Genomic DNA, 13,874 nt, shown 5'->3' on the forward strand with positions numbered 1-13,874 from the left:
TATCTTAGTGTCCGTATATCAATCAATGCAAATTAAGCATCAGATCAAACGGGCCGCCGTAGTTTAGTTGCCGGCTGCGTTATCGATGTCGAGCGTCACGCCTGGACCCATTGTAGAAGATACAACGATCTTCTGCATGTAAGCACCTTTGGCGCCAGTTGGCTTGGCTTTAAGTACTGCACCAACAAAGGCACGTACGTTCTCAACCAACTGAGCATCATCAAACGACAGCTTGCCAACGCCAGCATGCACAACGCCTGCTTTTTCGGCTTTAAACTGAACTTCGCCACCTTTAGCCGCGTCAACAGCCGCTTTCACGTCCATTGTCACTGTGCCAATTTTCGGGTTCGGCATCAGGTTGCGTGGACCAAGGATTTTGCCGAGACGCCCGACGATTGGCATCATGTCAGGAGTTGCGATGCAACGATCGAAATCGATCTTGCCGCCCTGAATAGCTTCCATCAGATCTTCTGCGCCAACAATGTCTGCGCCTGCTGCCGTTGCTTCGTCGGCCTTGTCGCCGCGAGCGAATACAGCAACACGGACCGTTTTGCCTGTGCCATTTGGCAAAGTCACGGCGCCGCGAACCATCTGGTCGGCGTGACGTGGGTCAACACCTAGGTTCATTGCGATATCGATTGTTTCGTCAAACTTTGTGTTCGACGCACCCTTGATGAGCGCAACTGCGTCTTCAACGGAAAGATTTGCTTTGCCTACAAATGCGGCACGAGCTGCGGTGGTACGTTTGCCAAGTTTAGCCATTACTTCACCTCGATGCCCATAGAACGCGCGGAACCGAGGATGATTTTCATCGCTGCCTCGATATCGTTTGCATTCAGGTCTTTCATTTTAGCTTCGGCGATCTCTTTCACCTGAGCAATAGACACGGAACCTGCTGTATCGCGGCCAGGGTTTGTTGCACCCGACTTGAGCTTCGCAGCCTTCTTAAGGAAATAGGACGCTGGTGGCGTCTTGATTTCCATCGTGAACGATTTGTCTTGGTAGTACGTAATTACGGTTGGGCACGGGGAACCCGCTTCCATGTCCTGCGTCTTGGCGTTGAACGCCTTACAGAATTCCATAATGTTGATACCACGCTGACCAAGCGCCGGACCCACGGGTGGGGACGGGTTTGCTTGACCGGCGGGAACTTGCAGCTTCATCTTGCCTGCGAGCTTCTTAGCCATTGGCTTTTTCCTTTTCCAACCTCCAGCGAGACGCGTCTCACGGAGAACTATGTTGTGTGGTCAGGTCCGAGACTCGCGCGCCTCTCGCCTCCCACGGGTACTGCGTCCCTTTTCGGGACGCGTCTCGCTCAGGACCTTTTCATGACCTGAGTGAATTCCAATTCGACCGGCGTCGCGCGACCAAAGATCGACACAGACACTTTAAGGCGCTGGCTTGCCTCATCAACATCCTCGACCATACCATCAAAGCCCTCGAATGCACCCTCGGAGACAGAGACTTGCTCGCCAACTTCAAAGGTGATTGTGGAGCGCGGCGCTTCTGCGCCCTCTTCTACACGGCCAAGGATTGATTCAACTTCGCTGTCGCGCATTGGCACAGGTTTGCCAAAAGACCCAAGAAACCCGGTGACGCGATTGATCGAGTTGATCAGGTGGTAGCCTTGGTCGGTCATTTCCATGCGGACAAGAACATAGCCCGGCATAAAACGACGCTCGACGGTTACTTTTTTACCGCGGCGTACTTCAATAACTTCTTCTGTCGGGACCAGAACTTCGTCGAACTGATCCTGAAGGCCCTTTTCTTCCACAGCCGTTTTGATCGCTTCGGCAATCTTTTTCTCGAAGTTCGAGAGAACGCTTACCGAATACCAACGCTTAGCCATGGGGTCATTGCCTTTGTCTAATCCCGACGCAATCGTCGGATCGTGTTTCAATCTCAAGCACTTAAGTGCCACTCTCCCGAACAATAAAGCGGCGCGCAACTCGAATCGCTGCACGCCTTGTAAGGTGAGTGCGCCCGCTCTACCGCCTCAAGCATGTAAGTTCAAGCCTTTAGGGCGCAAACAGGCCCACCGGCGTCACCCCGCTCGCCCCGTCAGGTGTCGTCAAAAACACCGGTCGGCAGACCGTCCATCGAGGTGCGGTTTTTCTCGCCCCAATAGGCGCGGATATCGGCATCGCTTTTGTCCGCAGCCCAATTGCGCAACGCCGGACGCTCGCGGGTATACTCGAAAAGTGGCACGCCATAACCACAGGACGTTTGCACCAGATCGATGTCCTGAATAAAAATCTGACGCGCATTAACCGGTATGTCGCCACCGATGTGTTGCGCGAACAGTGGTGTAAACTCGGGCGCATCGCGATGCACCACGCGGCCACGCCCATACAGGCGCAAAATCATCGGCGGCCCCTCAAAGGCGCAGAACATCAGCGTCAAACGCCCGTCCGCGATCACATGCGCCGCTGTTTCGTTTCCCGACCCGGTGAGATCAAGAAATAGCGCCTCGTTTGGCCCAGTTATGCGCAAGGAGTCGGTAGAGCGCGGCGTGAGGTTGACGCGCGTGTCCTGCGCGGCGGAAGCGCAGAAAAAGATATGCTGGCGCTCGACAAAGGCGCGCAATGTATCGGAAATGGAATCGAATTGTTTAGCCAAGGGAGCCCCCTACTGCAGCCCCGACCCTATTCGCAAAGCGCAGTGGCTTATCCGACGAAATTCAACAGGCCCTGAAGTCCGGTTTTAATGATCAGATCAACGAGGAAAAAGAAAACAGCCGTAAGAGCCGCCATGATAAAGACCATAACCGTGGTCAACATGACTTCGCGGCGCGTTGGCCAGACGATCTTCGAGACCTCAGCGCGAACTTGCTGGATGAACTGAAGTGGGTTTGTCTTAGTGGCCATTGTCTATTCCTGAACCTGATGTGGTTTGTGGCATCTACGCCAGTGCGCCGTAGAATTCAAGCCCAACGCGCCGTGAAGTCTTTCAGGCGACGTAAAAGGCCGATGAATGTGCTGCTGCGATAACGGGTTTGCGCGGCAATATCACTATCTGAGGCGCGTTGCGTTACAAGTTGCTTGGCACTGCGGCGTGCAATCAAATCGGGATGGGCACGGCGCAGCCAGTTGTGCGCCCCGTCGACATGCATAGGTCCACCTAGTGGATCGCCCGCCTCACGGCCGAGCATCGCATCGAGATAAGGGATGGCACGGGCGATTGCGCCACTGCGCCATACTATGGCATGGGCGCAGGTAATGTCCGTCTCTGGGGACACATCGCACCAACCTTGAATGCTTGAGGTGCTCTCGCTCATGAGGCGAAACCCGAGATAGCACATATCCCAATCAGCGGCATCGAGTTGCGCGGACAATGTGGCACCGCCCCGACACAACCGCCGCGTTATCAATGCGTCATCTTCAAGAATGAGTACCTGCTTGTGGCCCGCCCCGTGCGCGGCCTTAAGCGCGGTGAGGTGACTAATAAAGCACCCACGCGCGCCACGTGAGGGAAAGCTGCCTTGGCTTTGAGGGCGATAGGCAGCGTGGCGGATCACATTCATTGACGCAAACGACAGCCCAATTCGCGCCAACTCGGCCTCCATCGCACGCAAACGGTCGGGACGACTATCAAGATTGATCACATAGACCGCATCGAGTTGGGCAAGGGGATGGGGGGCCAAAATAGTCTCCACACAAACGGTTCTGAACCACACATTGGTAGCTGCGCGTTCGGGTGGGCGCAATCACACGCGGACGTCTTGGTGTAAAATGGCAGGGGCACCAGGGTTCGAACCCGGGACCTACGGTTTTGGAGACCGTCGCTCTACCAACTGAGCTATACCCCTACTTGGTGCGCGATGGGATACGAGAGGCCGGATAGGTTTGCAAGCGCGAATGTGCGCTGCGCATGAAATACTCCGCACACGCACCCAATGCGCTACGATCAGCGGGACGGTCGTCGTGTGCGCCGCATCCAAAACACCGCACCCGCTTGCACGGCAACAACACCCACAAGGGATGCACACAGCCAGAAAAACGCCGCGTTGCTGGCAAGGCCCGGCATGCCACCGACATTGACGCCAAACAGGCCCGTCAGAAATCCCAACGGCAAAAATACAGCCGAAATCATCGACAAAACGAACATATTGCGGTTTAGGCGATCAGAGAGCTGACCGGAAAGCTCCTCACGCAACACGATCGCTTGATCGCGCAACTCATCAAGGTCTTCGATCACGCGCGTCATTTTTTGAGCTTCTTCTTCAATCTCGCGACGAGTCTCCTCATCTATAAAACTGCACTGGCTCAATGCGATTGCATGGATAACATCCCGCTGCGGCGCCATAAAGCGGCGCGCTGCAATGACCTGCAAGCGCAAATTTACAACATCAGACCGCAATCCATCGCTTTCATCGCGCACAATTTTATCTTCAAGTGCCTCGGCCTGAACGTCGAGATCCGATTGAAAATCCGCAATTTTTCCAGTCACATCCTCAATCAGACGGGTCAAAAACTGTCCCGCCGTTTGCGGCCCAATGCCTGCGCTCAACGCGTCACTCATGCGCTCAACCGCTCGCACACGGCGTAGTGATACGGTCACGATCCGGTGCGCATCAATCCACACACGCAAAGACACCATGTCCTCGGGGTCTTCGCCTTCGTTAAAGTTGATCACCCGCAGAATAATCATAAGGCCATCGCCAAGCGGTGTAATACGCGGACGCGAGGCGGGATCAAGGAGTGCCTCAATGGCCTGCGGGTCCAAGTAATCCAGATGACTGGCGATCCATCCCGCAGAGTCAGCATGCGTCCCATCTAAATGAACCCAGCCAAGCGTTTCGGCACGCAAAACCGTGCGCATTGCCTCATCGTCGAGGATGGCTCCCCGCGCCCCTCCCGTTAGGACATGAGCATACTTGATATGGGCGTCTCGCATCGGACTGTCCTTTTGATCGCACCTGCGCGCAAATGATACGGGGTCAGGCGCGAAGTGCAATTTATTACGGCACCGCTCATCACGCCCCCCTCGATACAAAAAGGCCCCGCGCATGCAGGGCCTTTTCTATTCGATCAATCGCGTAAGGGCGCTAAGCGCTCTTATTCGATGATTTTGGACACAACGCCGGAGCCAACTGTGCGGCCGCCTTCGCGGATCGCAAAGCGCAGACCCTCTTCCATCGCGATCGGTGCGATCAGCTCAGCGGACAGTTTCAAGTTGTCGCCGGGCATAACCATTTCCGTACCTTCGGGCAGAACACAAGTGCCTGTCACGTCGGTCGTGCGGAAGTAGAACTGTGGACGGTAGTTCGCAAAGAACGGCGTGTGACGGCCACCCTCTTCTTTGGTCAAAATGTAGACCTCAGCTTCGAACTTCGTGTGTGGCTTAACTGAACCTGGCTTAACCAGAACCTGACCACGCTCAACCGCATCACGGTCAACGCCGCGCAACAATGCGCCGATGTTGTCGCCAGCTTCACCGCGATCAAGCAGTTTGCGGAACATTTCAACACCCGTACAGATCGTTTTCGTGGTGTCTTTGATACCAACGATTTCGAGCTCGTCACCAACGTTGACAACGCCGCGCTCAACGCGACCCGTTACAACAGTACCGCGACCGGAAATCGAGAACACGTCCTCGATCGGCATCAAGAACGGCTTGTCAACCGCGCGTGCCGGTGTCGGGATGTAGCTGTCAACAGCTGCCATCAGTTTGCGGATCGACTCTTCGCCAATCTCAGGATCGCGACCTTCCATAGCCGCAAGCGCGGAGCCTGGGATCACAGGAATGTCGTCACCCGGGTAGTCGTAGGACGACAACAACTCACGGATTTCCATCTCAACCAGCTCGAGCAACTCTTCGTCGTCAACCTGATCAACTTTGTTCATGTAGACAACCATGTGCGGGATGCCAACCTGACGACCGAGCAAGATGTGCTCGCGCGTCTGTGGCATCGGGCCGTCAGCGGCGTTCACAACCAAGATCGCGCCATCCATCTGCGCCGCACCCGTGATCATGTTTTTTACGTAGTCCGCGTGACCAGGACAGTCAACGTGGGCGTAGTGACGGGCTTCCGTCTCGTACTCAACGTGGGCTGTCGAAATCGTGATCCCGCGTGCTTTCTCTTCCGGCGCGCCGTCGATCTGGTCGTAGGCTTTAAAGTCACCAAAGTACTTGGTGATCGCTGCCGTCAGCGTCGTCTTGCCGTGGTCAACGTGACCGATCGTGCCAATGTTCACGTGCGGTTTGTTGCGTTCAAACTTACCTTTAGCCATATCGAGGCGCCTCTTGGTTTGAAAGGGCCACAATGACCCGAATTAACATCGCGGGCTAGTTATTGGCTATCGAGACAAAAATCAAGCACCAGTTGCAAATTCAGCCATTCTATTCGTTGCCTTGTGCGCGCAAGCTACTGGGACTGCGGTTGCGTCTGTGCCGCGGCCTGTTGTTCAGCCGCAACCTTTTGCGCCGCTGCAAGCGCGTCAGGGTCAGCATTAGCGGCCAATAGCTCTAACGCTGCAGCCGTGTCATCTTCTTGTGTGATCTCGGCACCCACAGCCGCCACGCCGAACCAGTCTCCGTTTTCTTCAAGCCAGCGCTCAATACGGCGCGCCGCGTTGCGGCTCAGGACATCGATTTGCTCTTGTTTGTTGCGCGTAATGCCCGACCCGATCAAGGTTTGTGCCGACGTGCCTTCGAAGATCGTCAACAAACGCGGTTCTTCGTTGAGCTTGCCGCCGGCGGCATCATCCCATGCCGTAACCGTCAAAATATACGCCGACTTCGGTTTAAAGACGATCGGTATTCCCGGCATTGCAAGGGCATAAGCCTCGACCTTGATGCCAAGGTGATAGAGTTTATCGCCATCATACCGCCCAAGACGCTCCGCCAACGCCGCTGTAAGGGAGTCTTTGATTTCTTCCGGCTCCGCTGTGCGCGAAAACACACCTTTTTGCATACCATCAGCGACAACAATATTGTGGCCAAACGAAAAGTCACCAAGTTGAAGTTTCGGGGTCTCTTGCGTGACCATTTTAGCCTCCCCACACGCGACAAGCGTAAGTGCGGCGAGAAAGGCGAGAAACGTCCGAAATACCAACATGTAAACCTCTTTTATGAAAACGTATTGTCGCGCGGGAAACCGTGCGGCGGCTGTTTGCCAACGCCCGCCCGCTTGCCAAGCCATGGCCCTAAGTCTTTTTCAGTGCGGGTGTTCCCCCCACCCATCGTCCAGCTCAAACCCTCATCGAGCACGAAGGTCGTGAGATCGGACAAGCCGCCGTCGAGCTCAAGCATGCCTTGCGCACCACGGGCTTGACCATACTTTTGCAAACGCACGCCCTTGCCGCGCCCCATTTCGGGAATCTCGGACAGAGCAAACACAAGAAAGCGCCTATTTTGCGAAATCACTGCAACGTGGTCGCCATGAATACGATGCGCGATTTTGGTCACTTCGCCATCCTTCACGTTGAGAACTTGTTTCCCGCTGCGTGTCTGTGCCACGATCTCTTTTTCGGCCACGATGAAGCCATTGCCAACGTTTGACGCCATAAGGAGCTTGGCCTCGGGATCGTGTTTTAGGATGTCAACAATATCGACCTCATTGGGCAAATCCACCATCAACCGCAATGGCTCGCCCATACCGCGTCCACCGGGCAACGTTGCAGCTGATAGAGTAAATATTCGGCCATTACTCCCGATCACAAGTAACTTGTCTGTCGTTTCAGCGTGGAAGGTAAACCGTGGCCCATCGCCGTCCTTAAACTTCAACTCGCGCGTCAGATCGATATGCCCTGACATCGCGCGAATCCACCCCATTTGCGAACATACAACAGTGATCGGCTCGCGCTCGATCATGGCCTCTAAAGGGACATCCTCGACCTCAGTCGCCTCAGCAAATTGCGTCAAACGCATGCCGCGCGGGTAGTCTTTGCCAAATGTCTTTTTGACCTCGCGCAACTCATCGGAGATCCGCACCCATTGCACATCTTCGTTGAGAATCAGGTCTTCGAGAATCGCACGCTCCGCCATCAAGGCGTCGCGCTCCTTAACCAACTCTATTTCCTCAAGGCGGCGCAAGCTACGCAAGCGCATGTTGAGAATGGCTTCGGCCTGAACCTCGGTCAACTCACCTTGATCATCAGCAGCGGGAAGAGGCGACACATAGTCTTTTTCGGTCATGGCGCGCGCCACACCGCGCCCCCATTCCTCGGCCATCAATGCGGTTTTAGGATCATCATCATAGCGAATGATATCAATCACGCGGTCGAGGTTTAGAAAGGCAATGATAAAGCCTTCGAGCACCTCAAGGCGGTGGTCAATCTTGTCCATCCGATGCTGGCTTCGACGGTGCAGAACAATACGGCGATGATCAAGCCAAGCACGCAACACCTCTTTGAGCGAACAGACCTTGGGCGTGCGCCCGTCAATCAGCACATTCATGTTCATCGAGAATCGCGTTTCCAGATCGGAATTGCGAAACAGCGTGCTCATCAACACATCGGGATCAACGTTTTTGGACTTGGGCTCCAATACAACGCGAATATCCTCAGTGCTTTCGTCGCGTACATCGGCAAGGATCGGGACTTTTTTAGTCTGGATCAACTCGGCAAGTTTCTCGATCAATTTGGACTTGGCCACCTGATAGGGAATCTCGGTAACGACGATCTGCCACACACCACGCCCTAGATCCTCGACCTCCCATTTGGCGCGCAGACGAAACGATCCACGCCCTGTGGCATAACTCTTTGCCATGCTCTCCGCAGGCTCGACGATAACACCGCCAGTGGGAAAATCTGGCCCCTTCACGTAATTGAGCAGAGTCTCGTCACGCACATCGGGAGTCTTGATCATGTGCAGCGAGGCATCAATCAGCTCAACAATATTGTGTGGCGGAATGTTTGTCGCCATGCCAACCGCGATGCCAGTCGATCCGTTGGCGAGCAAATTTGGAAAGGCGGCGGGGAGAACAACCGGTTCGGTCAGCGTGCCGTCATAATTCTCGCGAAAATCGACCGCATTCTCATTGAGGCCCTCAAGCAACGCCTCTGCCGCCGCCGTCATCCGCGCTTCAGTATACCGTGATGCCGCGGGATTATCGCCATCGATGTTGCCGAAATTCCCCTGACCATGCACCAGTGGATAGCGCACGTTAAAGTCCTGAGCCAAGCGCGCCATCGCATCATAAATCGCCATGTCACCGTGGGGGTGATAGTTCCCCATGACGTCGCCCGAAATCTTTGCCGACTTGCGAAACCCACCCGTAGACGACAGGCGCAACTCACGCATCGCGTACAAAATACGGCGGTGAACCGGCTTCAACCCGTCACGCGCGTCAGGCAATGCACGGTGCATAATCGTTGACAGTGCATAGGTTAAATACCGTTCACCGATGGCACGGCGCAGGGGTTCAAATACTTCGCTGCCCTCGGGCACGGTGTCTGTCAAATCATTGCTCATGGCAATTGAATACAGGCCCACGTCCGCGCCGACAAGCGGCCCTGTCGCAACACTCCCTCAAAGAAAGGACTTTCTAGTGGTTGCCCCGATAGCGCCGTCCGCGTAAAGGGATACAATAATATATACTTTCGTTTGTGTAATTGGTGACTGGGGGGTTGCTATGATACGTTTGACTGCCTGGACCTTGGTGGGTCTTTTTACTGTACTTTATACCTTTGGCGATGATTTGTCGGGCGCGGAAATCGCTGAGCGCGACGCCCGTCACGCCAATCGCACGCCGATCATGGCAATGGTTCAAAACGCTTTTGACGACCATAGCAAACGAAAGGGCGACTACGTTCCTGCGCTTGCACAAATCGAATCAGGCCATCAGAATTTAGCGTCTCCCGATATAAAGGTAGCGTCTCTCGAGACGTCAGTGTCAAAGCCTAATCGTCCGACGTTCTCGCAAGTGAGCTACACTCAAGAACCACGTGCCGATCTGATAAAGGCCGCATCTCACGTCACAACAGCCGCCAGCGAACCTGAGCGGCTCGCGGCTCTTGTCGCCCCCGAGGGCGACGTCACAAATATGATGCTCGGCGTTGTAACCGGCAAGCGCGTCAACGTGCGGTCAGGTCCGTCAACCTCAGACGAGGTTCTCGGCCAAGTGATCCAGGCGGACATTGTGCGTGTCATGCCCTCCCCCCACAACGGTTGGGTTAAAATCTCTGTCGAGGGCGAAGGCGTCGAGGGTTACATGTCGGCACGTTTTATTGACGCCATTGACCAGTAGACGCACCTTCGGGTTTCCAGTCGGTCACGTGTTGAGCTAAGCCTGTTGCACCCACGCAATCGAGGTATTCATGCAAAGCATTCTAATCACCGGCTGTTCCACAGGCATAGGGTATCACGCGGCACATGCGTTGCACGCAGATGGATGGCGAGTTTTTGCGACCTGTCGCAAAGATGGCGATTGTGCCCGCTTGCGCGAAGAAGGCCTTGAAAGCTTTCGGATAGACTATGAAGACTCTGCCTCCATCAAAGCGGGATTTGACGAAGCCATGTCGAGAACGGGCGGAACCCTTGATGCGCTGTTTAACAATGGCGCATACGCTATTCCCGCCGCCGTCGAAGATTTGCCCGTCGATGCATTACGCCAAAACTTTGAGGCCAATGTCTTTGGCTGGCACGATCTCACCCGCCGCGTCATTCCCGTGATGCGCGCACAAGGGCATGGGCGCATCGTGCAATGTTCGTCAGTTTTAGGGATCATGGCGATGCCGTGGCGCGGCTCATATAACGCGACAAAATTCGCGATCGAGGGACTAACCGATACAATGCGCCTTGAAATGCGCGGCACGGGAATTGATGTAATCTCCATTGAGCCTGGACCAATCGGAACGGCCTTTCGCCTGAATGCACGCAAGCAATTTGATGCATGGATTGACTGTAAAGCGTCCGCGCGGGCGGATCATTACCGCAATGTGCTTGTACCACGCTTATATAAAGCTGCCGAAACCAGCACACCCGATCCTTTCGAACTTGGCCCCGATGCGGTCACAGCGAAGCTCAAGCGCGCCCTGACGTCTCGCCGCCCAAAAGCGCATTACTATGTGACAACCCCCACCTACATCGCGGCACTCGCACGGCGCTTTTTACCGCAACGCGCAATTGATGCGTTGATGGCGCGGGCATAACGCTAGAACGCGCCGCGGCGTTTCGCGTGTTTTGACACTGAGAAAAATGCGCTATGTCCCTCTTAACATCTATCCAAACACTCCTCGACGTTACAAAGGACACTCCATGAGCCCGTTCATTTATCTCATAGGCATCGGCTGCGCTATTGTCGTACTCATTTTGGCCCGCGGCATATCCCACATGGGGCGCGGCGGCATCGATGGCGCCAAGAAAAGCAATAAAATGATGAAATGGCGGATCATCGCACAATTGGTCGTCGTGATCATGGTCGTGATTTTTGTTGCACTGGGCGGAAACAAATAAGGGAGCGCAACACAATGGTTGTCCTAAACAAGATCTACACACGCACCGGCGACAAAGGCGAAACAGCTCTCGGTGACGGAACCCGCGTGGCAAAACACTCCGCACGCGTAGAGGCCTACGGCACCGTAGATGAATTGAACTCTACACTGGGGCTAGCGCGCTTGCACGCAGATAGCGACATCGACACCGCCCTGTCGCGTATCCAGAACGATTTATTCGACCTCGGCGCAGATCTGTGTCGTCCAAACATGGCGAGCGATGCCGAGGCGGAATACCCACCGCTGCGCCTGATCGCCTCGCAAACCGATCGTCTTGAGAAAGAAATTGATGCGATGAACGCAGATTTGGAACCGCTTCGCTCCTTTATCCTGCCCGGTGGGTCCGCTTTGGCGGCACACCTGCATTTGTGCCGTACCGTGTCGCGCCGCGCGGAGCGTTTGTGTGTCGAGCTGGCAACCACAGAAGACGTCAACGATGCCGCCATCAAATACCTCAATCGCCTGTCTGACTGGTTCTTTGTTGTCGCGCGAGTCGCCAATAACGGCGGCAAGGATGACGTCCTGTGGGTGCCCGGAGCGAACCGATAAGGTCGCAGTTCCACATGTGAGCGCTATCGCTACGTCACTTTTCCTCCAAACGTCACGTCTTTGGAACGAACCGCGACGTTTTGGGGGTGTTTTCTGCAAGCGCGAAAGAGTAATAAAGTTGCTGAACGATGACCCCTGCGACACTCGCGGGGGCTGCTAAAGGAGTTTACGCCGATGAAGGTTATAGTGCCTGTCAAACGCGTGATCGACTACAACGTGAAGGTCAAAGTTAAGGCCGATGGCACGGGTGTCGATCTCGCCAACGTCAAAATGTCCATGAACCCGTTCGACGAAATTGCCGTCGAAGAGGCAATTCGCCTGAAAGAAGCGGGCATCGTTGAGGAGATTGTTGTCGTCTCGATTGGTGAGAAAAAATCGACTGACACGATCCGCAACGCGCTCGCCATGGGCGCAGATCGGGGCATCCTTGTTGTCGACGACCAAGGGGTCGACATAGAACCCCTTGCCGTTGCCAAACTCCTTGCCAAGATTGTCGAACAAGAAGCACCACAAATGGTGATCCTTGGAAAACAAGCCATCGACAATGACATGAACGCAACGGGTCAGATGCTGGCCGCCCTGCTCGGCTGGGGACAGGCCACATTTGCCTCTGAAGTCAAAGTTGAAGACGGCAAAGCGATCGTGACACGCGAAGTGGACGGTGGCCTTCAAACCATCTCCGTTAACTTGCCCGCGATTGTGACCACGGACCTGCGCCTAAATGAACCGCGCTATGCGTCCTTGCCAAACATCATGAAGGCCAAGAAAAAGCCGCTGAGCGAAACCTCAACTGCCGACTACGGCGTAGATACAACGCCGCGTCTTACAGTTTTGACCACAGAGGAACCCGCCGCTCGTCAGGCTGGCATCATGGTTGCGTCCGTTGACGAGCTTGTGTCCAAACTCAAAGAGGGGGGCCTTATCTGATGTCCGTACTTCTCCTTGCCGAAGTCGCAGGCAGTGAACTTGCCGTCGATGCAACCGCGAAAGCCGTATCGGCCTGCGCTCCCCTTGGCGACATCGCCGTTTTGGTTTGTGGCCCACAGGCCGCTGCCGACACCGCTGCGCAAATCAACGGCGTAACAAAGGTGCTTTGCGCCGATGACGCCGCCTATGCCAACGGGTTGGCCGAGAATATCGCTGATCTGATCGTATCTGTGGCTGCCGGCGTCACGCACATCGTCGCCCCTGCCACAACAACAGGTAAAAACGTGCTGCCCCGCGTTGCGGCTTTGCTAGATGTCATGATGATTTCCGAGGTCATCGACGTGGTCGACGCCGATACGTTTAAACGCCCTGTTTACGCCGGCAACGCAATCCAAACCGTGAAGTCCGGAGATGCCATGAAAGTCATCTCGGTTCGCACGGCCACCTTCGATACCGCGGGCACCGGCGGGTCTGCATCGATTGACGCCACATCAGGTGCAGGTGACAAAGGTCTCTCCACATTCGTTGAGGACAAAGTCGCCGTTAGTGATCGCCCTGAACTCACCTCCGCAAAGGTCGTCGTCTCTGGCGGGCGCGGCGTAGGATCAGAGGACGATTTTGCAATCATCTCCGCGTTGGCCGACAAATTGGGCGCCGCCGTTGGGGCATCTCGTGCCGCCGTCGATAGCGGCTTTGCTCCAAACGATTGGCAAGTGGGTCAAACCGGCAAAGTTGTTGCTCCTGATCTCTACATCGCCGTTGGTATCTCTGGCGCGATTCAGCACCTTGCGGGCATGAAAGACTCGAAAGTCATTGTCGCGATCAACAAGGACGAAGAAGCACCCATTTTCCAAGTTGCCGACTTTGGCCTTGTAGCGGATCTCTTCGAAGCCGTGCCTGAGCTGACAGGTAAACTGTAGGCTTTCATCCACCAAGACGCAGAAAGGCCCGCCAAATTGG

General features: G+C 55.1%; 16 protein-coding genes and 1 tRNA gene. 6 read left to right on the forward strand and 11 right to left on the reverse strand.

Annotated features, from left to right (window positions below):
- Positions 1–63: 63 nt before the first annotated feature.
- The 11 genes from rplA to IMCC12053_RS07290 form a co-directional block, all read right to left on the reverse strand.
- Positions 64–762, reverse strand: a complete 699-nt coding sequence (gene rplA, locus IMCC12053_RS07240) for a 50S ribosomal protein L1 (RefSeq protein ID WP_062217350.1) — start codon at positions 760–762, stop codon at positions 64–66.
- Positions 762–1,187, reverse strand: coding sequence for a 50S ribosomal protein L11 (gene rplK, locus IMCC12053_RS07245; protein WP_062217353.1), 426 nt, complete (start codon positions 1,185–1,187; stop codon positions 762–764). Before rplK ends, rplA begins: the two co-directional genes overlap by 1 nt.
- 128 nt (positions 1,188–1,315) lie before the next feature.
- Positions 1,316–1,849: a transcription termination/antitermination protein NusG gene (nusG, locus tag IMCC12053_RS07250; protein ID WP_062217355.1), complete on the reverse strand. Its 534-nt coding sequence runs from the start codon at positions 1,847–1,849 to the stop codon at positions 1,316–1,318.
- 212 nt (positions 1,850–2,061) lie between these two features.
- Entirely contained in the window at positions 2,062–2,619 is a 558-nt protein-coding gene (locus tag IMCC12053_RS07255; RefSeq protein ID WP_062217358.1) for a pyridoxamine 5'-phosphate oxidase family protein, read from the reverse strand.
- Positions 2,620–2,666: 47 nt separating this feature from the next.
- On the reverse strand, positions 2,667–2,867 hold the full coding sequence (secE, locus tag IMCC12053_RS07260) for a preprotein translocase subunit SecE (protein WP_062217361.1): 201 nt from the start codon (positions 2,865–2,867) through the stop codon (positions 2,667–2,669).
- 56 nt (positions 2,868–2,923) lie between these two features.
- Positions 2,924–3,643, reverse strand: a complete 720-nt coding sequence (locus IMCC12053_RS07265) for a glycosyltransferase family 25 protein (RefSeq protein ID WP_062217364.1) — start codon at positions 3,641–3,643, stop codon at positions 2,924–2,926.
- 89 nt (positions 3,644–3,732) lie between these two features.
- Positions 3,733–3,808, reverse strand: a tRNA-Trp gene (locus IMCC12053_RS07270).
- A 98-nt stretch (positions 3,809–3,906) separates the two neighbouring features.
- Positions 3,907–4,896, reverse strand: coding sequence for a zinc transporter ZntB (locus IMCC12053_RS07275; protein WP_062217366.1), 990 nt, complete (start codon positions 4,894–4,896; stop codon positions 3,907–3,909).
- A gap of 161 nt (positions 4,897–5,057) precedes the next feature.
- The gene (tuf, locus tag IMCC12053_RS07280) at positions 5,058–6,233 is read right to left on the reverse strand and encodes an elongation factor Tu (RefSeq protein ID WP_062217321.1); all 1,176 of its coding nucleotides are present in this window, start codon (positions 6,231–6,233) and stop codon (positions 5,058–5,060) included.
- A 134-nt stretch (positions 6,234–6,367) separates the two neighbouring features.
- Positions 6,368–7,060 carry a hypothetical protein gene (locus IMCC12053_RS07285; RefSeq protein ID WP_074906146.1) on the reverse strand — a complete coding sequence of 231 codons (693 nt, stop codon included), beginning with the start codon at positions 7,058–7,060 and terminating at the stop codon, positions 6,368–6,370.
- Positions 7,061–7,071: 11 nt separating this feature from the next.
- On the reverse strand, positions 7,072–9,417 hold the full coding sequence (locus IMCC12053_RS07290) for a DNA topoisomerase IV subunit A (RefSeq protein WP_062221021.1): 2,346 nt from the start codon (positions 9,415–9,417) through the stop codon (positions 7,072–7,074).
- Between the two features lie 160 nt (positions 9,418–9,577).
- Between IMCC12053_RS07290 and IMCC12053_RS07295 the strand changes: the two genes are divergently transcribed.
- From IMCC12053_RS07295 to IMCC12053_RS07320, 6 genes are all read left to right on the forward strand, one after another.
- The gene (locus tag IMCC12053_RS07295; protein WP_062217369.1) at positions 9,578–10,192 is read left to right on the forward strand and encodes an SH3 domain-containing protein; all 615 of its coding nucleotides are present in this window, start codon (positions 9,578–9,580) and stop codon (positions 10,190–10,192) included.
- Positions 10,193–10,262: 70 nt separating this feature from the next.
- Entirely contained in the window at positions 10,263–11,096 is an 834-nt protein-coding gene (locus tag IMCC12053_RS07300; protein ID WP_062217373.1) for an SDR family NAD(P)-dependent oxidoreductase, read from the forward strand.
- A gap of 106 nt (positions 11,097–11,202) precedes the next feature.
- Positions 11,203–11,400 carry a twin transmembrane helix small protein gene (locus IMCC12053_RS07305; protein WP_062217375.1) on the forward strand — a complete coding sequence of 66 codons (198 nt, stop codon included), beginning with the start codon at positions 11,203–11,205 and terminating at the stop codon, positions 11,398–11,400.
- 14 nt (positions 11,401–11,414) lie between these two features.
- Positions 11,415–11,987, forward strand: a complete 573-nt coding sequence (locus IMCC12053_RS07310) for a cob(I)yrinic acid a,c-diamide adenosyltransferase (protein ID WP_062217379.1) — start codon at positions 11,415–11,417, stop codon at positions 11,985–11,987.
- 174 nt (positions 11,988–12,161) lie between these two features.
- Complete coding sequence (locus IMCC12053_RS07315) at positions 12,162–12,914, forward strand: electron transfer flavoprotein subunit beta/FixA family protein (protein WP_062217382.1); 753 nt, start codon at positions 12,162–12,164, stop codon at positions 12,912–12,914.
- Positions 12,914–13,834: an electron transfer flavoprotein subunit alpha/FixB family protein gene (locus IMCC12053_RS07320; RefSeq protein ID WP_062217385.1), complete on the forward strand. Its 921-nt coding sequence runs from the start codon at positions 12,914–12,916 to the stop codon at positions 13,832–13,834. Before IMCC12053_RS07315 ends, IMCC12053_RS07320 begins: the two co-directional genes overlap by 1 nt.
- The last annotated feature ends 40 nt before the right edge of the window (positions 13,835–13,874 follow it).

The organism is Celeribacter marinus, from assembly GCF_001308265.1.
Taxonomy (GTDB): Bacteria; Pseudomonadota; Alphaproteobacteria; order Rhodobacterales; family Rhodobacteraceae; genus Celeribacter; species Celeribacter marinus.

Coding starts and splice junctions, on each gene's coding strand:
- rplA (WP_062217350.1), bottom strand. CDS start 762: ATGGCTAAACTTGGCAAACGTACCACCGCAGCTCGTGCCGCATTTGTA.
- rplK (WP_062217353.1), bottom strand. CDS start 1,187: ATGGCTAAGAAGCTCGCAGGCAAGATGAAGCTGCAAGTTCCCGCCGGT.
- nusG (WP_062217355.1), bottom strand. CDS start 1,849: ATGGCTAAGCGTTGGTATTCGGTAAGCGTTCTCTCGAACTTCGAGAAA.
- secE (WP_062217361.1), bottom strand. CDS start 2,867: ATGGCCACTAAGACAAACCCACTTCAGTTCATCCAGCAAGTTCGCGCT.
- IMCC12053_RS07275 (WP_062217366.1), bottom strand. CDS start 4,896: ATGCGAGACGCCCATATCAAGTATGCTCATGTCCTAACGGGAGGGGCG.
- tuf (WP_062217321.1), bottom strand. CDS start 6,233: ATGGCTAAAGGTAAGTTTGAACGCAACAAACCGCACGTGAACATTGGC.
- IMCC12053_RS07285 (WP_074906146.1), bottom strand. CDS start 7,060: ATGTTGGTATTTCGGACGTTTCTCGCCTTTCTCGCCGCACTTACGCTT.
- IMCC12053_RS07290 (WP_062221021.1), bottom strand. CDS start 9,417: ATGAGCAATGATTTGACAGACACCGTGCCCGAGGGCAGCGAAGTATTT.
- IMCC12053_RS07295 (WP_062217369.1), top strand. CDS start 9,578: ATGATACGTTTGACTGCCTGGACCTTGGTGGGTCTTTTTACTGTACTT.
- IMCC12053_RS07300 (WP_062217373.1), top strand. CDS start 10,263: ATGCAAAGCATTCTAATCACCGGCTGTTCCACAGGCATAGGGTATCAC.
- IMCC12053_RS07305 (WP_062217375.1), top strand. CDS start 11,203: ATGAGCCCGTTCATTTATCTCATAGGCATCGGCTGCGCTATTGTCGTA.
- IMCC12053_RS07310 (WP_062217379.1), top strand. CDS start 11,415: ATGGTTGTCCTAAACAAGATCTACACACGCACCGGCGACAAAGGCGAA.
- IMCC12053_RS07315 (WP_062217382.1), top strand. CDS start 12,162: ATGAAGGTTATAGTGCCTGTCAAACGCGTGATCGACTACAACGTGAAG.
- IMCC12053_RS07320 (WP_062217385.1), top strand. CDS start 12,914: ATGTCCGTACTTCTCCTTGCCGAAGTCGCAGGCAGTGAACTTGCCGTC.